Below are 22633 nucleotides of genomic sequence, written 5' to 3' on the forward strand. Positions count from 1 at the left end.
AATGAAAATAATTTTTTTAACATTATTTCCAGAGTTGATTTTGGCAAATACACAATATAGCATTTTGCAAAAAGCAATTGAGAAAAAAATGCTTACCATAGAAACCGTAAATCCTCGGGAATATGCAGAGGATAAACATCGGCTAGTTGATGACACTCCTTTTGGTGGTGGCAGTGGAATGTTACTTAAACCAGAACCGTGGATTAGAGCGATTTGTTTAGCTAAAGCAGCAAATCCTTCAGCTAAGGTAATTGCAATGGTTCCTGAAGGTGAAATTTTATCTACAAAACTAGCTATTGACATGGCCACGTCTGGACAGGATTTAATTTTTGTTTGTGGACACTATGAAGGGTTTGACGCTCGAATTTATGAGTTTGTTGATGGATTTTTATCAATAGGAGACTATATTCTTACAGGTGGCGAATTGGCAGCGTTAGTAACACTAGATGCTTTGATGCGTTTTATTCCTGGGGTTTTAGGTAAACTTGATAGTGCCTATCAAGATAGTTTTGCTAATGGTTTATTAGAACATCCTCATTATACAAGGCCAGTTGAATTTCAAGGGCTGATTGTACCCGAAGTTTTGCGTTCGGGTAATCATAAACAAATTAATGTTTGGCGTCGCAAAAAATCTTTGGAAAAAACTTTTTTATTGCGTAAAGATTTATTGAAAAAGAGTGAATTGCAAAGAGATGATGGCGTATTATTGTTAGAGATAATTGACGAGGTTATAAAAAAAGAAAATGACTAGTGTATATTTAGGCTTGGTGCATTATCCAGTTTATAATCGTAATATGGAAGTTGTTACAAGTTCTGTGACTAATTTTGATATTCATGATATAGCTAGAACATGTAATACCTATGCAATTAAAAATTATTTTATAATACATCCTTCTACAAACCAACAAGAGATAATTAACGAAATTTTGAATTATTGGAATGTTGGTTATGGTAAAGAGTGCAATCCAGATAGAAATCAAGCACTTAGTATTGTCAAACTTGTTAATGATATTACGGAGTGTGTGTCTAATATTCAAAAAGAGACAGGTCAGCTACCGATAATTATGACAACTGATGCTCGTACATATTCAAATACGATATCTTATAAACTGGCTAGAGAAGAATTATTGGTTCAAGAACAGCCGATATTATTGCTTTTTGGCACAGGTTGGGGAATGCAGGATAGTGTTATGCAAGCGTTTGATTATATTTTGGAACCAATATATGGGGTTGGAGAATATAATCACCTTTGCGTTCGCTCAGCAGTAGCTATTATACTTGATAGGCTACTAGGCAGTCCTTGGTGGAAATGATAAAAATAAATCTTGAAAAAAGAAAAAGCATATGCTATAATGCTTAAGTGTATAACTAGTGGTCCGCTATTAATTTATGAACGCTAGATGATTAGGAGGAAAATATGAATATTATTGAAGTTTTAGAAAAAGAACAATTGAGAACAGATGTTCCAGATTTCCGTGCAGGCGATACTGTTAAAGTTTTCGTTAAAGTTGTAGAGGGAACTCGTGAACGTATTCAGTTGTTTGAAGGTGTAGTTATTGCTCGTACTGGTGGCGGTGTACGTGAAACATTTACTGTTAGACGTATTGCTTCAGGTGTTGGCGTAGAAAGAGTGTTCCCACTACATTCCCCACGTTTAGATAAGATAGTTGTTTCTCGTCGTGGTATTGTTCGTCGTGCGAAGCTTTATTATTTGCGCAATCTTACTGGTAAAGCAGCTAGAATTAGAGAAAGACGCTAATTTTAAAAAAAATTTGCAAGAGACTGCTTAGCAGTCTCTTTATTTTTTGGGAGGAATGGTTATGAAAACTAAAAATTCTAGCAGTTTAACTTGGCAAGAAGAGTTAAAAGACTGGATTATATCTATTATAATTGCTGTTATTTTAGCATTTTTTATTAGAACGTTTGTGGTAGAGCCATATTTAGTTGATGGTTCTTCAATGAATCCTACTTTGCAAAACAGTGAACGTTTGTTGGTTAATAAAGCGGCCTACCTTTTTTCGGAACCAACAAAAGATGATATCGTGATTTTTAAATTTCCTTTTGATCAATCACGCGACTTTATTAAAAGAGTAATAGCAGTTCCCGGTGATACTATAGAAATTAAATCTGGAAATGTATATTTGAATGGTCAATTGCTGAAGGAAAATTATATTTTGGAAAAAACTAAGGGTGACTATAAAAAAGTAATAGTACCGCAAAAGCATGTATTTGTTATGGGTGATAATAGAAATAATTCAGAGGATAGTAGATTTTCACGAGTAGGTTTTGTTCCCTACGAGCTAATAAAAGGAAAAGGGATGCTTGTTTTTTGGCCATTTGAAGTTTTTAGAAAATTACCGTAAGCAGGTGAGGTGAATATGGAATTTAAAATACAATGGTTTCCCGGTCATATGACTAAAGCAAAGCGTATGATGGAAAAACAAATAAAATTAGTAGATATAGTTATTGAAATGTTAGATGCACGAATACCATATTCGAGCTCTAATCCGATTTTAATGGATATTATTGGTAATAAACCGAAAATAATTGTTTTTAACAAAGTTGACTTAGCTGATATCGGCAGATTAGACGCATATGCTCAAAAGTTAAAAAATAAAGGTATTCCACTAGTTTATCTCAATAGTGTAATTGGCGGTGACTATAAGAAGCTCTTAACTACCATTAGAACTGTTGCGCAACCAATGCTAGAAAAATGGCTAAAAAAAGGTGTTAAAAATAAAGCTGTTCGAGTGATGATTGTGGGTATTCCTAATGTGGGAAAATCATCCTTAATTAATCGCTTATTGGGAAAATCAAAAGTTAAAACTGGTGATAAACCTGGAGTAACTAGAGGAGAACAATGGATTAATATTGGAAATAACATTGAATTGTTAGATACACCAGGGATTTTGTGGCCCAAATTTGAGGAACCGGAAATTGGATTTTCCTTAGCAGTTACGGGCGCAATAAAAGATGAAGTGTTCGATAATCAACAAGCAGTAGAAATATTATTGAGTAGATTGTTGGAAAATTATCCTGAAGCACTTAAAGAACGTTATGATATAGAAATAGACAGCGAATTATCGATAGCAGAAATATTATTGGTTATTGCTCAAAAAAGAGGTTGCCTAAGGAGTGGTGGTGTTCCGGATATCAGCAAGGTTATTAACATAGTTTTGCGTGAGTATCGGGATGGGAAAATTGGGAGATTCGTTATAGATAATGTATAATTCGTAAAAAAATTTTTTAGCGTAACAATTGGTATAATAAATTACACAAATAAACTGGAATTAGATTCTAAAAGATCTAATTCCAGTTTTGCTTTTATAATGATTAGTAACAAAATTTAATTTAAATAAGTTTTTGCGAATTTCTAACATTTATATATAATACAAATTGATTTTTAGCAATTTATGTTGTAACATTAGTTCAAGTGAATATTTATTAGAAAAATAGGAAGTGATAAAATGCTAGATACTCCAAAAGGAAATAGATTACATATTGCTATTTTTGGGAAGACAAATTCAGGTAAATCAAGCTTGATAAACTCCATAACTGGACAAGAAATTGCAATAGTTTCAGATATTGCTGGGACAACTACGGATCCAGTGAGTAAGGCTATGGAAATTTTACCAATCGGCCCAGTTTTAATAATTGACACAGCTGGATTAGATGATAATACAGAACTAGGCTCCTTGCGAGTAAAGAAGTCATATGAAGTTCTAGCAAAAGCAGACATTGTCCTTTTGGTTGTAGATGCACATTATAATAAATTATCAAAAGCAGAAGAACAGTTAATAAAAGAATTAAAAGCAAAAAAAATTCCTTATCTGATTGTTCTAAATAAAATAGATGCGCAACAACAATTAGATTTTGAAAATTTTATTCAAGCAGTCGGGGTAGATCGAGTAGTATTTGTCAGTGCAAAAGAAAATGTTGGAATCGAAGGTCTGAAAGAAGTTATTGTAAATATTGCTCAAGAAAAAGAAGAGGATATTGGTTTATTAGAAGAACTTGTAAAAGCAAAGGATTTAGTTGTATTGGTTACACCAATAGACTCAGCAGCACCTCAAGGGCGGTTAATATTGCCGCAAGTACAGGTTTTGCGGGATATTCTTGATCGTGATGCGATGGCGGTTGTAGTTAAGGAACAGCAATTAGAGCAGGTTTTGAAAACTATCGTAGAACCGCCTAAATTAGTAATTACGGATTCACAGGTTTTTAATTATGTTGATTCGATATTACCAAAAGATTGGCCTTTGACCTCTTTTTCAATTTTGTTTGCTAGGCAAAAAGGAAACTTAGATGTGTTGATAAAGGGCGCAGAAGCGATAGAAGCGTTAAAAGAAGGTGATAGAATTTTAATTGCCGAAGCTTGTACGCACTATCGAACACACGAGGATATCGGGACAATTAAAATTCCACATATGTTGGAGAAACATTGCCAAAAGAATTTTAATTTTGAACATGTTATTGGCTATAACTTTAATGAAAATTTGAACAACTACGCACTAATAATTCATTGTGGCGCTTGCATGTTAAATAGAGCAAATATGTTAACGAGATTAAAAAGAGCTCAATTAGCAGGAGTACCGATGGTAAACTATGGCCTGTTAATCGCTTATTTAAACGGGATTTTAGCACGGAGCATAGAACCTTTCATGAAGACAACTAAGAGAGGTGTGTAATGTCAAAAAAAATTTGCTTAGGAAGAACAATCGATACCATTACTAATTTAGATATTTCAGGGCGTGGTAGTATTGGAGATTTATATGAACTAGCATTAGCTGAAAATAAAAATGAACCTTTAAGTTTTAGTGCGGCAGAAAAAATTTTAGCTACAATTAAGCCTAAAGATAAAGTATTTTTGACTACTGGCTGGATTGATCAACCTCAAGTAGCACCGGGTTACGGTGAAACAGATGGTCCTTTAGGTACATTGGTTTTAGCAAGAGCCATAAGGAAAGCTTGCAAAGCCTGTATTATAATTTTTACAGATGAACAGCTAGTGGCTGGTTTAAAAATATTGGCTCAAGCAGCAGGTTTTCATTGTGTAGAGCCAGATATTTTAGAAGCTTCGATTGTTACAGATAAATTAATGACCTTGAGTATTTTACCGTTTCCTGTTGAAGAGAAGCTGGCTCGAACTCAAGCCCAAGAATTATTAGATAAATATAAGCCCACTTGTCTGATTGCGATAGAGCGGGGCGGGATGAACGAGGCAGGTAAAATTCACAATATGCTAGGTTGTGATACTAGTGTTACACAAGCAAAACTAGACTATTTATTTATTGAAGCTGGAGCAAAAGAAATATTAACCATAGCTGTGGGTGATGGTGGCAATGAAATAGGTATGGGCAATATTAAAGCTGGAATTAAACAAAAGATAAAAAATGGCGATTGTTGTCAATGCTTTTGTGGTTTAGGAATATCACCTAGTACTCGTGTTGACTTATTAGTGACTGCTACAATTTCAAATTGGGGATGCTATGGGATTGTAGCCAACTTAGCAGCTCAAACAGGTAGAGTTGAGTTATTACATCAAGTACAACTAGAAAAACAACTTTTACAAACTGCGATGTTGGCAGGCTTTCATGATGCGATGTTTGGTTCTTTGGCATTGAGTGTCGACAATTGTGATGAACGAGTCCATTATTCCTTAATAACTCTCTTAAATGAAGCCGTAAAAAAATATCTTAATATTTAAAAAACACCTAAAACAGCACAAATATGTGTATGTTTTAGGTGTTTTTTCTGGGAGATATTTGATGTTATTTATTTTCTGCGTAAAATTGCCATAAATACCAACAAGCTAGAGAGCGCCAAGGTTCCCATAATTTAGCTATTTCATTATAAGCACTTTTTTTAGCTTTAGGATCAATTTTATATAATATTTGCATTGCTTTTTTTAGACCGAAATCATCTAGCGGCAGAAGATTGGGACGATTCAAAGCTAAAATTAGAAACATTTCAGCAGTCCAACGCCCGAACCCTTTTACAGAAATTAGTTTATTGATTATTTCAGAATCTTTAAGTTCAGAAAATTTATCTAACTCGATAGTTTTGTTTTCAATGTTTGTAGCTAGTTCAAGAATATATTCGGCTTTAGGCAAGGAAATCCCTAAGGAAATAAATACGTCAATAGGAGTTGCCAAAACTTCCTTTGGATTTAGGTGGGATGTTTTGTAGTGATTTTTAACGTTAGTAAATAGTGTATTGGCAACATCAGGGGATAACTGTTGTGAAATAATTCCTTTAATTAGCATTGCAAAGTATAAATTGCTGTCAATAGGTTTTAAAGTACAAGCCCCATATTTATTAATTAAATTTTTTAAAATTGGATCTGTTTCTTTTAAAAAATCTTCTCCAATTTGCCATTCTTTGTTTTGCATAAATACCTCCAATTAATATCTTTAGACATTTATTATTATAACTTGCATATATATATTAAATCAAGTTTATAAATTAAGTTACAAAGAGTTCACCGAATTGTCACTATTATTTTTCTGAAAAAGAGGTAATTATAACGGCATTATGATATAATTTATGCAGTAATTCAAGAAAAGGTGTGATGTATATGCAATATATAGCTAAGTATAAGTGGATAATTATTTGTTTAGGACTGTTAATACTAGTAGGGGGCGGTGGCTATAAATATTGGCAAAGTAAAGCTGCTAAAGAGCCATTGCAAAATTTAAGGACTGCAAAAGTCGAAGTTGGCAGTGTCCGCTCTTTAATTTCAGCTACAGGAACAATAAATCCCGTGAATACTGTAGATATAAGTTCTAAAATAACTGGTCGGATTGTTGATGTTAAAGTTAAGGAAAATGATATAGTTCAGGCTGGTCAAACATTAGTTTTATTAGATGATGCTCAAGCAAAAAGTGATTTAAGTCAAACTCAAACCAAATTGAATAATTTGCAATTGAATTATGAAAGAAATTTGCAACTATATCGAGATGGAGCTATTGCTAAATCAACTTTAGATACTGTTGAAACAGAGTATTTAGTTGCCCTAGCCGCTTATGAGAAAAATTTAGACAATTTAGCCGATACTGTAATAAAGGCTCCAATTACAGGTGAAGTTATTGGCAAGCCTATCCCGGCAGGTCAAACTGTAGCGCCAGGGATTTCTACACCGATGGTATTAATGACAATTGCAGATATGTCCAAGATGCAAATTGAAACTTTAGTGGATGAATCTGATATTGGCAAGGTGAAGATAGGTCAGGCGGTTGAATTTACAGTTGATTCCTATGATCAAACTATTTTTAAGGGACAGGTAAGATTAATATCAAAGAAAGCAGTTACACAGCAAAATGTCATCTACTATACAGTCTATGTTGAAGTTGAAAATACAAAAAATAAGTTAATTCCAGGGATGACTGCCAGAACAAATATTTTGCTAGCAGAAAGTAAAAATGCGTTGATTGTGCCATTAAATGCTATAAAGGATTATAAAGGCGAAAAATATGTTCAAGTTTATAAGAAAGAAAATGGTGTAGAACGTGTAGAGGAAGTAAAAGTAGTAGTTGGTTTGACAGGTGAAAATGGTGTAGAGATAAAATCAGGCTTAAAAAAAGAAGATGTAGTTGTAATTCGTTCTTCCAAAAATAAAGATTCGAGTAATATCCAAGCAAGACCACCAGTAAGATTTTAGGTGGTGTTAATATGAAAAATAAAAGAGTTATTAATTTAAAGAACATTAACAAACAGTACGTCTTGCCAACGATGGTATTAAACACTTTAATAGATATAAACTTAGAAATTTACGAAGGCGAGTTTGCTGCTATCATGGGCCCTTCTGGCTCGGGCAAATCTACTTTGATGAATATTTTAGGATGTTTAGATCGACCAACAACAGGAGAGTATTACTTATATGATCGAGAAGTTGCGCAACTATCAGATGATGAGTTAGCGGAAGTTCGTAATAAAAAAATAGGATTTGTGTTCCAAAGCTTTAATCTTTTGCCGAGAATGTCTGCTTTAGAAAATGTAGCTTTACCCTTGGTTTATGCGAATATCTCATCAAAAGAAAGACGAGAAAAAGCGATAAGTATGCTAGATAAAGTTGGCTTGCAAGATAGGATGCAACATAAGCCTAATGAATTGTCTGGTGGTCAAAGGCAAAGAGTTGCCATAGCTAGAGCTTTGATAAACAATCCCGCGATTATAATGGCCGATGAACCTACAGGTAATTTGGATAGTAAATCTAGTGAAGATATTATGGAAATTTTTGCGCAACTCAATGAACAAGGAAAAACTATTATTGTGGTAACACACGAACAAGAAATTGCACTGAAAACTAAAAGAATAATTACAGTGCGCGATGGTCGAATTGTATGAAGAAGGTGATGGTAAATGTTTTTAGCTAGTGTGAAAATAGCAATAGACGGATTAAAAGCTAATAAACTAAGATCCTTTTTAACGATGCTAGGAATAATAATAGGTGTTGGTGCAGTTATTGCTATGGTGTCAATTGGGTTTGGGGTGCGAGATAAAATACAGAAATCTATTGCGAGTTTAGGTAGTAACTTAATAATTGTTTTGCCAGGTGGTGTTACTCAATCGGGAGCTCGAATATATAGCGGTTCAGGAACCAAACTTACTTTAGAAGATTCACAAGCAATTGCGAAATATATAGATAATGTTAGCTATGTAGCGCCTTCAGTTAGTAAACAATATCAGCTGGTTTACAATAATCAAAATTGGATTTCGAATGTAGAAGGAACAACGCCAGAATTTTTGTCAGTAAGAAATTTTGAGTTACAGTCGGGTAATTTTTTTAGCAGTAAAGATATCGATAGTAAAGCAAAAGTTGCAGTTTTAGGAAAAACAGTAGCAGATAACTTGTTTATTGAGAGCGATCCTATTGGGGCAACAATTAGAATCAACAAAGCTCAGTTTAAAGTCATTGGAGTTTTAGAATCCAAAGGGCAATCGTCAGTTGGTTCAGACCAAGATGACTTGGTAGTTATTCCAATTACAACAGCACAACAAAGAATGATGGGGATAAATTACATATCGCGAATAAACATTCAAGCCAAAACAGAAGATGTAGTTGATTTTGTCCAAGAAGATGTAACCTCACTACTACGAGCTAGACATCGGATACAGGGTAATGCAGAAAACGATTTTACCGTTCGCAGCCTAGCTTCTGTTATGCAGACAGCCACGGAAACAACTAATAATATAACTTTGCTCCTTGGAAATATTGCGGGAATCAGTTTATTGGTGGGCGGAATTGGAATTATGAACATAATGCTGGTCTCGGTAACAGAACGAACTAGAGAAATAGGCATAAGAAAAGCCTTAGGAGCAACATATAACAATATTTTATTGCAGTTTTTAATTGAAGCTATGGTTATAAGCCTTATAGGCGGCTCGATTGGAATTGCTCTAGGGGTTATGATTTCCGGTGTAATATCTAATTACTTAGGTTTTGAAATGTTAATTTCTTGGATGGCGGTTATTATAGCTTTTTGTTTTTCGGTATTCATAGGTTTGTTTTTCGGAATATATCCAGCTAGAAAAGCGGCACTTTTGAATCCAATCGAGGCATTAAGGTATGAATAGTGATTTTTGGACTGCTTTTATTAAATATTGCCGTGAAGCTAAAAATATTTGGGATTTTTTTGATTTGTGCTTTACAATAATTTTTATTACATTTACGATATTTGTTTGCTGGTATATAATGAAAAATATATTAATTTAAGGAATTTGCGATATGAAAAAAAGAAGAATTGGTTTGTTGGGTGGAACATTTGATCCAATTCACTTAGGGCATTTGCTTACAGCAGATTTTGTTCTAAAAGCATTGGATTTAGAACAAATAATTTTTATTCCGGCGAATCATCCTCCACATAAAACTAACTTGCAAGTTACACCAGCACAAGACCGATATATAATGACAATATTAGCTACAACGCATAATCCTAGATTTAGAGTATCAGATATGGAAATAAAAAGAGAAGGGCTATCGTATACGATTGATACAATAAAAGAATTTGTCAAAGAGTATGGAGAGCAGGTTGAATTCTATTTTATTTTAGGGGCCGATGCAATCGCTGATTTAGAAAAGTGGGAGAAATTTGAAGACTTGTTGAAACTATGTTTTTTCGTGGCGGCTACTAGACCAGGATTCATGGATAAAGTATTAGAAGCAAAAAAAAGATTTGGCAATCTAGGTGAAAATAAAATTATTTGGTTAGACACTCCAGAATTGAATATCTCTTCTACAGATATCAGAGAAAGGGTTAAACAAAATTTGCCAATAAAATATATTGTACCTGATGTTGTAGAAAACTACATATATAAGGAGGGTCTATATAAATGAGCGAACAAGATTTTGCCACAAAATTTAAAATAAGCAAAAATATTTTAAAAAATAGTATTGCGCCAAAACGGTACGAACACAGTTTGAAAGTTGTAGAGCTTGCCGAACAACTTGCTAAGCATTATGAATTACGTTTAGAAAGCTGTTTGATAGCGGCATTACTGCATGACTGTGGTCGAGAAATTTTGATAGAAAATAGCATTGATTTTGCAAATAAAAATAATATAAAAATAGATAGAGTTGAAAGGTTGCAACCAGTGCTGTTACATGCTAAAATAGGAAGGCTACTAGCTAATAAAAAGTATGCAGTTTCAGATAATGAAATTTTACTAGCTATTAAACAACATACTACAGCTGCTAAGAATATGAGCAGACTGGCGATGGCTATTTATATTGCCGACATGTTGGAAGAAACACGGGATTTTTCTGGAGTTAAGCAGTTGCGTGAACAAATTGGGCAGATTTCTCTAGAACAATTGATGTTAGAATGCTTGAAAGTTAATTTTAATTATTTGTTTAAAACAAAATTGCTTATTCATCCGAAAAGTGTTAAAGCATATAATTCAATACGAGCTACCTTGTAGAAAGGATTTTTAGCCAAATGAATGAAGATAATCAAGAAAATTGTAAAGTGAAACGAAAAAAAAAGAAGATTCGGTGGGGCAGAGTTATAACCTTCTTGTTGCTATTTATTTTTGTTATTGGCGTGGGTGGTTATGCGGGAATGTTTCTATATAATTTTTTTGTGGTTAATAATCAACCAGTGCCGATTACAACTCCAGACAAATTAGATATTTCGCAAGAGCTGTTGGCTGAAAGAACAAATATTTTGCTTTTAGGGATTGATGACGGCGACAATGAATTTCCTGATGCGCCGAAAAGAACGGATGCTATGCTGGTGGCAAGCATAAACCCAGAGAAAAAACAAATAAGCATTTTATCCATTCCACGGGATACTATGGTTAAAATACCTAATCGCGCAGGTTTTGATAAAGCTAATCATGCTTACGCATATGGAGGAGCTACATTAGCAAGAAAGACTATTGCTAATGTATTAGGCATTCCAATTCATTATTATGTGAAAATCGACTGGCTAGCATTTATAAAAATCATTGATGTTTTGGGTGGGGTTGATTTATATGTTGAAAAAAACATGTACTATAAAGACCCTTATGCTGATTTAGAGATTGATTTGAAGGAAGGTTATCAATTTTTAAATGGGGAACAGGCTGGAAAATATGTTAGATTTCGCACTGATGAATTAGGGGATATAGGTAGGGTGCAAAGACAACAACGGTTTTTGAAAGCTCTAGCAGAACAACATTTGAATATAGAAACAATAAGTAAAATTCCTGATATAGTACAGATTTTAGATAAGTATATTGAAACTGACATGTCATTGGTCGTTTTGGCAAAAGTTATCAACAATGTAAAAAGCATCGATAAAGCGGCAATGAAAACCGAAATGCTTCCAGGTGATTTCGCAACTATTAATGGACATAGTTACTGGAAAATAGATGAGAAAACTTTGAACAGTTCTTTAAAAAATTTAGAATTGGATTATAATAAAGCAGGATTAAAAAAATAATAAAAGTGTAAAGGAGAAAATATATGATCGCAAAAGAAATAGCTGCAAAAATTTTTAAGGCAGCTGAAGATAAAAAAGCAAAAGATATTTTGGTATTAGATATGGCTGGAATTAATGAGGTGACAGATTACTTTATTATTTGTAGTGCTAACAGCAATACACAAGTTCGAGCAATTGCCGATAATATTGATGAAGAATTATCTAAAAATGGCTATTTCCCTAAAACAAAAGAAGGTTATGCAGATGCAAGTTGGGTATTAATGGATTTTGGTTATTGTGTAGTCCATATATTTTTAGATGAAGAAAGAACTTATTATAATTTAGAAAAGTTATGGGCAAATGCGTCAGTAGTAGAGTTTGAGGTTGGGAAATAACTATGGACACAGAAGTTAAATTTCAAGCCGGCGAGGTGTATGAGCTTAAAGCTGTAAGGGAAAGTGAGCTAGGATTGTTTCTAGATGCACAAACCGGCAATACCAGTGACGATATATTGTTGCATAAAGCTCAACAAACGGCACCAGTTAAAATCGGTGACCTTATAAAAGTTTATTTATATATTGACCCTCGAAAAAGATTGACAGCCAGTATGAAATTACCGAAAGTTAAGCAAGGTCAAGTAGCAAGAGTGGAAGTAATTAATAAAAGCAAAGATGGAGCTTTTGTGGACATTGGCGCTGAGCGTGGTGTTTTTTTACCTTTTTCACAGATGTATGGCCGAGTAGAAGTGGGACAAAAAATATGGATAAAATTATATCGCGATAAAACTGGACGTCAAGCAGTTACTATGAAAGTAGAAGAAGATTTAAAACGTTTGTCCAAACCAGTTGCACCAACAGTAAAAAAAGGTGATATCATCGTAGGTAGTATTTATAATATGCTCGATGATGGCTATTTGTTGTTTACACCTGAACAGTATATTGCCTATCTGCATAAAGAAGAGACTAATGGACAAGTTTTGAATTATGGACAAGAAATCCAAGCGAGAATTACCTTTATTCGCGAGGATGGTAGGGTAAATGTTTCTTTAAAAGCATTAAAACAAGTAGCAATGAACGAAGATTCTGAGAGAATATTAGAATTTTTAAATTCCAGAAATGGTAGTATGCCTTATTCTGATGTTACTGATGCGGAAATTATTAAAGAGAAATTCGGAATTAGTAAAGGCGCTTTTAAGCGAGCTTTAGGTAAATTATTAAAAGAAGGTAAAATCAAACAAGAAGATGGTTGGACACTATTGCAATAAATGATCAATATAGTGTATAATGTATCTTATGGGGGTATAGCTCAGCTGGGAGAGCGCTTGCATGGCATGCAAGAGGTCATCGGTTCAAGCCCGATTATCTCCACCAAACATAACTAGTAATCACACAGTTCTATGAAGAATTGTGTGATTTTATTTTTCGTAAAAATTATTGAAATAATATGACAATTGAACTATAATAAAACTAATAAAATATCAGAAGGGTTGTTCTTTATAAAGGTGCCCCTGGGTTCAAAATATTAGCAATTTTAGGGAGGCGTAAACGAATGTTTACTAGGCTAAAAGTAGCTCAAAAAATAGTTATTTATGGATTTTTAATGTTGTTAGTGATTATTATCGTCGGTGGAACTAGTATATTTTATATGAAAAATATAGCTGATAGTTCAAGCAAAATGTATGGTAAAAATTTAGTTTCCGTAGATGTTTTGCATGATATTCGAACAAATTCTAGAGCAATTCAATCAAGAACAGTCCAACTTCTGCTAGTTCAAGATAATAGTTCTAAGCAGGCACTTATTACTGATATTAAACGTCGAGCCGAAATAATAAAAAAAGATATTGAAAAATTTGAAGCAACAGGTTTGGATAGTTTTGAAAAAACAAATCTAGAAAAATTTTTAAAACAAGAACAGGTATATGCCCCGATTCGTCAACAAATTATCCAACTTTCTAGTGATAATAAATATAATGAAGCCTATGGGTTGTTTTTGCAAAAAAATTCTGAATGGGAAGAAATGCAAACAGCAATTAGAGATTTGGTAGAGTATAATATAAATAAGGCTAAGTCGCAAAAAGAAACAGACGATAAAAATACTCAACAAGCGTTGTATATAATAATTACACTAATATTATTTGCTGCAGTTGTAGCTATTTTGTTAGGAACTTACATTGCCAAATTAATTACTAATCCCCTAAAGCAAGTTTTAACAAGTGTAAACAAGATTGCTAAAGGTGATTTATCAGTTGATAGATTGCAGTTAACTGGGAAAGATGAAATTGTTGAATTAGCTCAAGCCTTTAATGTAATGACAGATAATTTGCGAAACTTGATAACACAAGTTTCGCATTCGGCAGAACAACTAGCAGCTTCCTCAGAGGAATTAACTGCTAGTGCAGAGCAATCTGCTTTGGCAGCAAATCAAGTTGCTACTTCTATAACCGATGTTGCTGAAGGAGCCCAGGAACAGATGAAGGCTACTAAAAATACGGCTCATGTTGTAGATGAACTATTTAGTAAAATTCAAACTACGGCAAAAGCCTCGGAACTTATCTCGCAGCAAGCTGAGAATGCGGCTAATGAGGCAAGTAATGGTTCTAAAGCTGTTACCGGTGCGATTAAGCAGATGGATAGCATTGCCAAGACGGTTAATTCTTCTGCGGAAGTAGTAGGACTATTGGGGGAAAGATCACATGAAATAGGGCAAATTGTGGAAACAATAGCTTCGATCGCAGCACAAACTAATTTGCTTGCTTTAAATGCCGCAATTGAAGCAGCAAGAGCAGGTGAACAAGGAAGAGGCTTTGCGGTGGTAGCTGAGGAAGTTCGTAAATTAGCAGAGCAATCTCAAACTGCGGCAAAGCAAATTGCTGATTTAATAAAGGATATTCAAATGGAGACTCAAAGAGCTGTGGATGCTATGCAATTAGGTACAACGGAAGTAAAAGAAGGTTCGGATGTAATAAATAGTACGGGGGTAGTTTTTGAGGAAATAGTATCAATTGTGGAGAAACTTTTTAAACAGGTAAAAGGGGTATCGGCGGCAACCGAAGAAATGGCAGTTTTCAGTAAAAAAATTGTGGAAGCTTTTGGATCAATAGACAAATTAAGCCAAAAAACTTCTAGTGAAGCAGAAAATGTTTCGGCCGCAACTCAAGAGCAAAGTGCTTCTATGGAAGAAATAGCTTCTTCGAGCAATGCTTTAGCCAAATTAGCAGAGGAGTTGCAACAGGCTACCAATACTTTTAAATTATGAATTAAAAATAAAGAAAAATAATAAAAAAAATGGTTATTTTTGATCTGACCCCAAAAAAGTTAGACAAATAATAACTAGGCAACATTTAAGGAATGTGTTCTGTATTGGGCAGAGCTCATTCCTTTTAAATTGTCCTTAATTTTTTTGTTATTTGAAAATCATATAAAACTGTACACTTTGGTTTAGGTGAAACTGTATATTGTAAAAATGACAAGAAAACAATAGAATTAATTCATGGTCGACCGAATATATAAAAGCGAGGTAAAGATAATGAATAGTGAGCAAGTACAATTAAATAGAAATTTAGCGCAGATGCTTAAAGGTGGGGTTATCATGGATGTAACCACGCCTGAGCAAGCTAAAATTGCTGAAGCCGCTGGTGCGTGTGCTGTTATGGCTTTGGAGAGAATTCCGGCTGATATACGTGCGGTAGGTGGAGTGTCACGCATGAGTGACCCGAAAATGATTAAGGGCATTCAAGAGGCTGTTAGCATACCGGTAATGGCTAAATGCAGAATAGGACATTTTGTTGAAGCACAAATATTACAAGCATTAGATATTGATTATATTGACGAAAGTGAAGTACTTAGTCCGGCAGATGATAAGTACCACATTAATAAAGCTGAATTTAAAGTACCTTTTGTGTGTGGTGCTAAAAATCTAGGTGAAGCACTTAGGCGAATTCAAGAAGGTGCAACAATGATTCGAACTAAAGGTGAACCAGGCACGGGGGATATTATCCAAGCAGTTAGACATATGCGGAGTATTAATAATGAAATTAGCATACTAAAAGGTTTAAGGACGGACGAGTTGTATGATGCTGCGAAAAATTTGCAAGTTCCATTTGAGTTAGTAAAATATGTACACCAAGAAGGCCGATTACCAGTAGTAAATTTTGCAGCAGGTGGAGTAGCTACGCCGGCCGATGCAGCTTTAATGGTGCAATTAGGAGCAGACGGAGTATTTGTTGGCAGTGGAATTTTTAAATCGGGTGATCCAATTAAAAGAGCGCAAGCTATAGTCAAAGCTGTAACCAACTATCAAGATGCTACATTACTTGCAGAATTATCTACTGATTTAGGAGAAGCTATGGTAGGTATTAATGAAAATGAAATTACTTTATTAATGGCTGAAAGAGGAAAATAAAGTGCCTATCAAGATAGCAGTTCTAGCCGTGCAAGGAGCGTTTATCGAACATGTTCAAGTTTTAAAAGCCCTTGGCGCAGAAACAGTAGAAATTAGGAGTGCGAAAGATGCGCAACAAGAATTTGATGGTTTAATTTTACCTGGGGGCGAGAGTACTGCCCAAGCTAAATTGTTGCATGATTTAAATATTTACAGAATCCTTGATCAAAAAATTAAAATGGGCTTGCCAGTCTATGGAACTTGTGCGGGTATGATTTTGCTCGCCGAAAAATTAGAAAACGATACTCGCAAACACTTTGGTGCCATTAAAATTATAGTAAAGCGAAATGCCTTTGGCAGACAATCAGGCAGTTTTGTAGCAAAAGCAGATTTTGCCACAAAAGGGCAGATTACCATGCCATTCATTAGAGCTCCATATATTGTTAGCTGGGGCTCTGGAGTAGAGGTTTTAGCCAAAGTGAAAAATTTAGTGGTAGCGGCGCGCGAAAATAATGTTTTAGTAACAGCTTTTCATCCTGAAGTAACAAAAGAACTAGTTGTTCATGATTATTTCCTACAAATGATAAGAAATAAGATCGAAATTAATAAATTCTGTAAAGAAGCATGATTATACTTTCCCTTAATTTATAGACAAGAAAGATTTACTTGTAGTCTATGATTAAGGGAATTTTTTTGTGGTGTTTACTCTTGCCAAAATAGTTAGTATGTGTGATAATATTTATATAAGTTATTTGGATTAATGGATTAGTCCAATCGAGGATGGTTGATGATAATGCTTATAAAAGATATAAATTTGCCATTGTACCTTCAAGTTAAAAACTATATTGAAACTAAAATTTCAGAAAAAGAGTTTTTGCCAGGACAAAAATTGCCAACCGAAAGAGCTCTTGCGAAACAATTAGCGGTTAGTCGCAATACTGTAAGTGAAGCATATAAAGAATTGGCATTAGAAGGGATTTTAGTATGTAAAACGGGTCGGGGAACTTTTTTAGCAGGTGAAAATGCTCCTATAAGCGCAGGAAAAACGCGCATGGATAGACTTGGTAATGTAATAGCTGCGGCTCTAGATCGATCTTTAAAGATGGGTTTTACAACGCAGGATTTTATGAGTTTAACTCAAATAAAGATTCGAGAAATTGAGCTGATTAATAGTAGAAAGCGAATTTTAGTATTAGATCAAATGTCAGATTTAGCCTATGCTTATTCCAAACAACTGGAGCAGTTTTTAGGCTGTTTAGTTGAGTATAATACCCTTGAAGGATTAAATAATATGTCAGAGAATTTGTTAAAAAATTATACTAATATTATTGTGCCGCGAAATATTTTTAAAGAGTTTAAAACACAATATCCACGAATTGCCAACAAAAACAATGTTAAAATTGTGGATTGTCAATTAAATTTAAAGGATATTTTAGCGATAGCTAAAATAGATATAGATAAAAGCATTATGGTGGTAGCAGAGGATAATAATTTCCAAAGGTTAGTAGAAGAAGTATTTACAAGTATTGGTATTAATAGCAGATTAATCGCATTTCAAAATATTAATACTTTAAATAATATAAATAATTATGATGTTTACGTAACTTCAAGTCGCTTAGAAGAACAGGCGCACAGAAAGTTACAAGGTAAACGTGTAATTGTTTTAAACAAAGAAATTGATCAAGGGTCTTTACAAACAATAGTAAATAATTTCTAAAAGGAGAGTAATTTAAGAATGAACACAAACAAACCAAAAATCATCCTAGGAGTAATTGGGGCAGACTGTCATGCCGTAGGGAACAAAATCTTAAATTATGCATTTAACAATGCAGGTTTTGAAGTTGTTAATTTAGGGGTATTGGTTCCACAACAAGATTTTGTTAATGCGGCTGTAGAAACAAATGCAGTAGCAATTTTAGTAGCTTCTTTGTATGGACATGGCGAGATTGATTGTCGCGGTTTGAGAAATAAATGTATAGAAGCAGGTATTGGTGAAATTTTATTATATGTAGGGGGCAATCTTGTTGTTGGGAAGACTGACTTGAATGCAACTAATGAAAAATTCTTAAATATGGGTTATGATAGAGTCTATGCTCCAGGAACTTTGCCAGATGAGGTTGTTAATGATTTGAAAAATGATCTTAGAGAGAAGGGAATAAACGTTGAGTAATTTAAACAACGTTCTTTTGATCGATTTCGGTAGTACCTATACTAAAATTACTGCGGTAGATATGCAAGAACGCTGTTTATTGGGAACAGCTACAGGATATACTACGGTTAGCACAGATATTATGCAGGGTCTAAATCAGGCTTTGCACGACTTAGAAAACAATATTGGCAAAGTAGAATTTGATCAAGTTTTAGGTTGTTCTAGTGCTGCAGGCGGTTTAAAAATGGTTGCTATCGGATTAATTGAAGAGTTAACTGCAGAGGCAGCAAAAAGAGCTGCTCTGGGGGCTGGTGCAAAAGTTCTAGGGGTGTTTTGTGGTGAACTAAGTTCTTTAGAAGTGAAAAAAATTGCAGAACTACAGCCAGATATTATTTTGTTGGCTGGTGGGACTGATGGTGGTAATAAAGCAGTAATTTTGCATAATGCGCAACTTTTAACCAAGCTTACAGCGGATATTCCTTTTGTAGTTGCTGGCAATAAATCAGTGGTAGATCAAGTTGCGGAAATATTAGCAGTAAATAAAAGCGAAGTAATTATTAGTGAAAATGTAATGCCGAAGGTTAATGTTTTAAATATTAATCCAGCGAGAGAAGCAATAAGAAGTATTTTTTTAAAGCGAATTATTCATGCTAAAGGAATTGATAAAGCCAACGTATTTGTCAATAAATTATTGATGCCTACGCCAGAAGCAGTATTAGTTGCGGCAGAATTATTAAGTGCTGGAACTAATGAGCAAGCTGGCATCGGTGAACTACTACTAGTTGATATAGGTGGCGCAACTACAGATGTGTATTCAATGGCAGTTGGAAATCCAACAGGGTCGAATGTAGTTATGCGTGGTTTACCAGAACCTTATGCGAAACGCACTGTAGAAGGCGATTTAGGGATGCGCTATAGTGCACAAGCAGTTGTTGATGCAGTGGGGCTGGAAAAAATAGCTAATAGTGCTAAAGTTAGCATTGCGGAATTGCAAAACTATATTGAGTATATTAGCAAAGAAATTCATGTTTTACCAAAAACAGCGGCAGAAAAAAGAATGGAAATAGCCTTAGCTTTCGCTTGTACGCGTGAAGCTGTAAATCGCCATGTAGGGCAATTAGAGCAAGTATTTATGTTAACTGGCAAAGGCTATGTGCAAGTTGGTAAGGATTTAAGTAAAATTCAGACGGTAATTGGCACTGGTGGAGTTTTGCTGAAAAATTCAGAACCGAAAGAAATACTTAAAGGCGCGCTATATACAGAACAAGAAAGTATGTTATTAAAACCTCAGCACGCAAAGTTATTGTTAGATAATGAGTATATTTTAGCTTCAATGGGTTTGCTAGCTCAACTTGATAAAAATATAGCTCTAGAAATTATGAAAAATACAATAGTAAAATAAGTTGAATTGAAAAATATGAGGAGATGTGTATCATGGAATTAAAAAACAAAAAGTTAACAAACGATGAGTTTTATACGATACGAAAAGAAATTTTAAATCATTGGCCAACAGGTGCAGAAGTTGATTTTGAGGAAGCTGTTGCTTACCACAAACAAATTCCGGATAGTCGTCAATTTGCTAAAGTGTTGCTAAAAGCTAAAAAAGATAAAGTTACTTTGACACAACCACGTGCGGGAGTAGCACTTATCGAAGAACACATTACTTTGTTAAACTTTTTGAAAACGGAAGGCGAGGCAGATCTTTTACCAACAACTATTGATAGTTATACTCGCCAAAATCAATATGCAGAAGCAGAAAATGGTATAAAAGAAAGCAAGGAAGCTGGACGCTCGCTTTTAAATGGTTTTCCAGCAGTAAATCATGGTGTAAAAGGTGTACGTCAAGTTGTTGAAAATGTTAAAGCACCATTGCAAGTTCGTCACGGCACACCAGATGCAAGACTACTAACTGAAATAGCCTTAGCTGGCGGATTTACTTCGTATGAAGGTGGCGGTATTAGTTATAATATTCCTTATGCTAAAAGTGTTTCTTTGGAAAAAACTATTACTGACTGGCAATACTGTGACCGGGTAATCGGGATGTATGCTGAAGCAGGTATTGAAATAAATCGCGAACCATACGGTCCATTAACAGGAACTCTAGTGCCTCCTTGTGTATCGCATGCAGTGGCTATTATTGAAGCTATTTTAGCAGCAGAACAAGGGGTTAAAAGTTTAACTCTTGGCTATGGTCAATGTGGTAATTTAATTCAAGACATTGCTGCAATAAAATCCTTAGAAGAGCTAGCTGAAGAGTATCTACAAGCAAATGGATATAATGATTGTACAATTACAACAGTTTTCCATCAATGGATGGGTGGTTTCCCACAAGACGAAGCGAAAGCATTTGCCGTAATTTCTTGGGGCGCAGCAGCGGCAGCTTTATCTCAAGCAACTAAAGTAATTGTAAAAACTCCACATGAAGCATTAGGCATTCCAACTAAAGAAGCAAACGCAGCAGGGTTGCGTGCGACAAAACAATTAATCAATATGCTAAGTGACCAACCATTTGGAATGACTCGCGAAGTTGCAGCAGAAGTTGAAATAATTAAAGCCGAAACAAGATGTATTTTAAATCGTGTAAAAGAATTAGGCAAAGGTGATTTTGTAGTTGGAACAGTAGCTGCTTTCCAAACGGGCGTATTAGATATTCCATTTGCCCCTAGTGAAAGAACACTTAATAAAATGTTACCAGCGCGCGATAATAATGGCGCAGTACGGTTCTTTGATGTAGGTAATTTACCATTTAATAAAGATTTACTCGATTTCCACAATCAAAAAATTCAAGAACGTGGTCAAGCTGAAGGGCGTACACCAAGTTTCCAAATGGTAATTGATGATATATATGCAGTATCAAAAGGTCGTTTAGTAGGTAGACCTAACTAGTTTTCTCATTAAGCTGTCGATGGATTATTAATAAATTATTAACAAAGACAATTATGAAAGAAGGAATAGGAAAATGAAAATTAAAGACATAGTATGCGCAAAAGGAATGACAGGGTTTTACTTTGATGATCAAAGAGCAATTAAACAAGGAGCTCAACACGACGGCTTCAATTATGTGGGCGAAAGTGTAACTCCAGGTTTTACAGCTATCCGTCAACCAGGCGAATGTGTTTCTGTGATGTTTGTATTAGAAGATGGACAAGTAGCTTATGGTGATTGTGCAGCAGTTCAATACAGCGGAGCGGGTGGACGCGATCCTTTGTTTTTAGCGGAAGAATTTATTCCTGTGATTAATGAAAGCATTAAACCATTATTAGTAGGTCAAGAATTAGATTCTTTTAAACGTTTAGCGAATATTATAGATACTTTAACTGTAGCGGGTAGTGATAAACTTATTCATACCGCATTAAGATATGGGATAACTCAAGGTATTTTAGATGCAGTAGCTAAAGCACAAGGAAAATTAATGTGTGAAGTTGTAGCTAGTGAATACGGTACAGAAGTAAGCACTAAAGAAATCGCGATTTTTACACAATCTGGTGATGACCGTTATAATAATGTTGATAAAATGATAATTAAACAAGCTGCAGTTTTGCCACATGCTCTAATTAACAATGTAAAAGAAAAATTAGGCGAAAACGGCGAGTTGTTACTTGAATATGTAACTTGGTTGAAAAATAGAATTGTTAGTATGAGCAAACGTGCCGAATATCCAGTGTTGCATATTGATGTTTATGGAACAATTGGTTTAGCATTTAATAATGATGTTGAAAAAATGGCGAATTATTTAGCGCAACTAGAAAAAGCTGCTAGTCCTTTGAAACTTAGAATTGAAGGACCGATGGATGTAGAAGATCGTGAATTGCAAATTGAAGCTTTGGCGACATTAACCAAAAAACTTCATGCAGATAATATCAAAGTAGAACTAGTAGCAGACGAGTGGTGCAACACTTTAGAAGATATTAAACTATTTGCGGATGCTGGTGCTGGAGATATGATTCAAATAAAAACTCCAGACTTAGGCGGCATCAATAATATCGTAGAAGCAGTGTTATATTGTAAAGCTAAAGGGGTAGGTGCTTACCAAGGTGGGACTTGTAATGAAACAGATCGCTCAGCACAAGTATGTGTACATTTAGCCATGGCGACTAGTCCAGACCAAATTTTAGCGAAACCAGGTATGGGTGTAGATGAAGGTTATATGATCGTTTATAATGAAATGCAAAGAATTTTAGCTTTAAGAGCGAGCAAATAA

Annotated in this window: 24 protein-coding genes and 1 tRNA gene; 24 read left to right on the forward strand and 1 reads right to left on the reverse strand. The window is 34.6% G+C overall.

The window, feature by feature from the left end; all coding sequences use genetic code 11:
* Position 1 precedes the first annotated feature (1 nt).
* The 7 genes from trmD to SUCMO_RS0105240 all read left to right on the forward strand — a co-directional run bounded on the left by trmD (position 2) and on the right by SUCMO_RS0105240 (position 5707).
* Entirely contained in the window at positions 2 to 751 is a 750-nt protein-coding gene (trmD, locus tag SUCMO_RS0105210) for a tRNA (guanosine(37)-N1)-methyltransferase TrmD (RefSeq protein ID WP_028953889.1), read from the forward strand.
* Positions 744 to 1313 (forward strand): RNA methyltransferase, encoded by a 570-nt coding sequence (locus tag SUCMO_RS0105215; RefSeq protein ID WP_019879500.1) that lies wholly within the window; start codon positions 744 to 746, stop codon positions 1311 to 1313. The genes trmD and SUCMO_RS0105215 overlap by 8 nt, the downstream gene beginning before the upstream one ends.
* 104 nt (positions 1314 to 1417) lie before the next feature.
* Positions 1418 to 1759, forward strand: a complete 342-nt coding sequence (gene rplS / locus SUCMO_RS0105220) for a 50S ribosomal protein L19 (protein WP_019879501.1) — start codon at positions 1418 to 1420, stop codon at positions 1757 to 1759.
* Between the two features lie 61 nt (positions 1760 to 1820).
* Entirely contained in the window at positions 1821 to 2363 is a 543-nt protein-coding gene (gene lepB, locus SUCMO_RS0105225; RefSeq protein ID WP_019879503.1) for a signal peptidase I, read from the forward strand.
* 15 nt (positions 2364 to 2378) lie between these two features.
* Positions 2379 to 3230: a ribosome biogenesis GTPase YlqF gene (gene ylqF, locus SUCMO_RS0105230; protein WP_019879506.1), complete on the forward strand. Its 852-nt coding sequence runs from the start codon at positions 2379 to 2381 to the stop codon at positions 3228 to 3230.
* A 237-nt stretch (positions 3231 to 3467) separates the two neighbouring features.
* Positions 3468 to 4688 carry a [FeFe] hydrogenase H-cluster maturation GTPase HydF gene (gene hydF, locus SUCMO_RS0105235; protein ID WP_019879507.1) on the forward strand — a complete coding sequence of 407 codons (1221 nt, stop codon included), beginning with the start codon at positions 3468 to 3470 and terminating at the stop codon, positions 4686 to 4688.
* Positions 4688 to 5707, forward strand: a complete 1020-nt coding sequence (locus SUCMO_RS0105240; RefSeq protein ID WP_019879508.1) for a glutamate cyclase domain-containing protein — start codon at positions 4688 to 4690, stop codon at positions 5705 to 5707. Before hydF ends, SUCMO_RS0105240 begins: the two co-directional genes overlap by 1 nt.
* A gap of 64 nt (positions 5708 to 5771) precedes the next feature.
* Here the strand turns inward: SUCMO_RS0105240 and SUCMO_RS10375 are convergent, their stop codons facing one another.
* A complete protein-coding gene (locus tag SUCMO_RS10375) occupies positions 5772 to 6392 on the reverse strand; it encodes a DNA-3-methyladenine glycosylase family protein (RefSeq protein ID WP_019879509.1) in 621 nt (206 codons plus the stop codon).
* Positions 6393 to 6577: 185 nt separating this feature from the next.
* Here SUCMO_RS10375 and SUCMO_RS0105250 point away from each other — a divergent pair, with 185 nt between their 5' ends.
* From SUCMO_RS0105250 to SUCMO_RS0105335, 17 genes are all read left to right on the forward strand, one after another.
* The gene (locus tag SUCMO_RS0105250; RefSeq protein WP_019879510.1) at positions 6578 to 7660 is read left to right on the forward strand and encodes an efflux RND transporter periplasmic adaptor subunit; all 1083 of its coding nucleotides are present in this window, start codon (positions 6578 to 6580) and stop codon (positions 7658 to 7660) included.
* Between the two features lie 11 nt (positions 7661 to 7671).
* Positions 7672 to 8346, forward strand: a complete 675-nt coding sequence (locus SUCMO_RS0105255) for an ABC transporter ATP-binding protein (protein WP_019879511.1) — start codon at positions 7672 to 7674, stop codon at positions 8344 to 8346.
* 15 nt (positions 8347 to 8361) lie between these two features.
* The gene (locus SUCMO_RS0105260) at positions 8362 to 9576 is read left to right on the forward strand and encodes an ABC transporter permease (protein ID WP_019879512.1); all 1215 of its coding nucleotides are present in this window, start codon (positions 8362 to 8364) and stop codon (positions 9574 to 9576) included.
* 151 nt (positions 9577 to 9727) lie between these two features.
* Positions 9728 to 10336, forward strand: a complete 609-nt coding sequence (gene nadD, locus SUCMO_RS0105270) for a nicotinate-nucleotide adenylyltransferase (protein ID WP_019879514.1) — start codon at positions 9728 to 9730, stop codon at positions 10334 to 10336.
* Positions 10333 to 10920: a bis(5'-nucleosyl)-tetraphosphatase (symmetrical) YqeK gene (gene yqeK / locus SUCMO_RS0105275; RefSeq protein ID WP_019879517.1), complete on the forward strand. Its 588-nt coding sequence runs from the start codon at positions 10333 to 10335 to the stop codon at positions 10918 to 10920. The genes nadD and yqeK overlap by 4 nt, the downstream gene beginning before the upstream one ends.
* Positions 10921 to 10937: 17 nt before the next feature.
* Positions 10938 to 11924, forward strand: coding sequence for an LCP family protein (locus SUCMO_RS0105280; RefSeq protein ID WP_019879518.1), 987 nt, complete (start codon positions 10938 to 10940; stop codon positions 11922 to 11924).
* A gap of 23 nt (positions 11925 to 11947) precedes the next feature.
* The gene (gene rsfS, locus SUCMO_RS0105285; protein WP_019879519.1) at positions 11948 to 12298 is read left to right on the forward strand and encodes a ribosome silencing factor; all 351 of its coding nucleotides are present in this window, start codon (positions 11948 to 11950) and stop codon (positions 12296 to 12298) included.
* 2 nt (positions 12299 to 12300) lie between these two features.
* The gene (locus SUCMO_RS0105290; RefSeq protein ID WP_019879520.1) at positions 12301 to 13167 is read left to right on the forward strand and encodes a CvfB family protein; all 867 of its coding nucleotides are present in this window, start codon (positions 12301 to 12303) and stop codon (positions 13165 to 13167) included.
* A 30-nt stretch (positions 13168 to 13197) separates the two neighbouring features.
* A tRNA-Ala gene (locus SUCMO_RS0105295) sits at positions 13198 to 13273 on the forward strand.
* 178 nt (positions 13274 to 13451) lie between these two features.
* Positions 13452 to 15158 carry a methyl-accepting chemotaxis protein gene (locus tag SUCMO_RS0105300; RefSeq protein WP_019879521.1) on the forward strand — a complete coding sequence of 569 codons (1707 nt, stop codon included), beginning with the start codon at positions 13452 to 13454 and terminating at the stop codon, positions 15156 to 15158.
* 270 nt (positions 15159 to 15428) lie between these two features.
* Positions 15429 to 16304 carry a pyridoxal 5'-phosphate synthase lyase subunit PdxS gene (pdxS, locus tag SUCMO_RS0105305; RefSeq protein WP_019879522.1) on the forward strand — a complete coding sequence of 292 codons (876 nt, stop codon included), beginning with the start codon at positions 15429 to 15431 and terminating at the stop codon, positions 16302 to 16304.
* A gap of 1 nt (position 16305) precedes the next feature.
* Complete coding sequence (gene pdxT / locus SUCMO_RS0105310; protein WP_019879523.1) at positions 16306 to 16911, forward strand: pyridoxal 5'-phosphate synthase glutaminase subunit PdxT; 606 nt, start codon at positions 16306 to 16308, stop codon at positions 16909 to 16911.
* Between the two features lie 165 nt (positions 16912 to 17076).
* Positions 17077 to 18000, forward strand: coding sequence for a GntR family transcriptional regulator (locus tag SUCMO_RS0105315; protein ID WP_169336618.1), 924 nt, complete (start codon positions 17077 to 17079; stop codon positions 17998 to 18000).
* A gap of 18 nt (positions 18001 to 18018) precedes the next feature.
* A complete protein-coding gene (gene glmS, locus SUCMO_RS0105320) occupies positions 18019 to 18453 on the forward strand; it encodes a methylaspartate mutase subunit S (RefSeq protein WP_019879525.1) in 435 nt (144 codons plus the stop codon).
* Positions 18446 to 19834, forward strand: coding sequence for a methylaspartate mutase accessory protein GlmL (glmL, locus tag SUCMO_RS0105325; RefSeq protein ID WP_019879526.1), 1389 nt, complete (start codon positions 18446 to 18448; stop codon positions 19832 to 19834). Before glmS ends, glmL begins: the two co-directional genes overlap by 8 nt.
* Before the next feature lie 32 nt (positions 19835 to 19866).
* A complete protein-coding gene (locus tag SUCMO_RS0105330; RefSeq protein WP_019879527.1) occupies positions 19867 to 21318 on the forward strand; it encodes a methylaspartate mutase subunit E in 1452 nt (483 codons plus the stop codon).
* Between the two features lie 73 nt (positions 21319 to 21391).
* Complete coding sequence (locus SUCMO_RS0105335) at positions 21392 to 22633, forward strand: methylaspartate ammonia-lyase (protein WP_019879528.1); 1242 nt, start codon at positions 21392 to 21394, stop codon at positions 22631 to 22633.

Origin of the sequence: Succinispira mobilis DSM 6222 (assembly GCF_000384135.1) — a bacterium.
In the GTDB taxonomy this organism is placed as follows: Bacteria; Bacillota; Negativicutes; order Acidaminococcales; family Succinispiraceae; genus Succinispira; species Succinispira mobilis.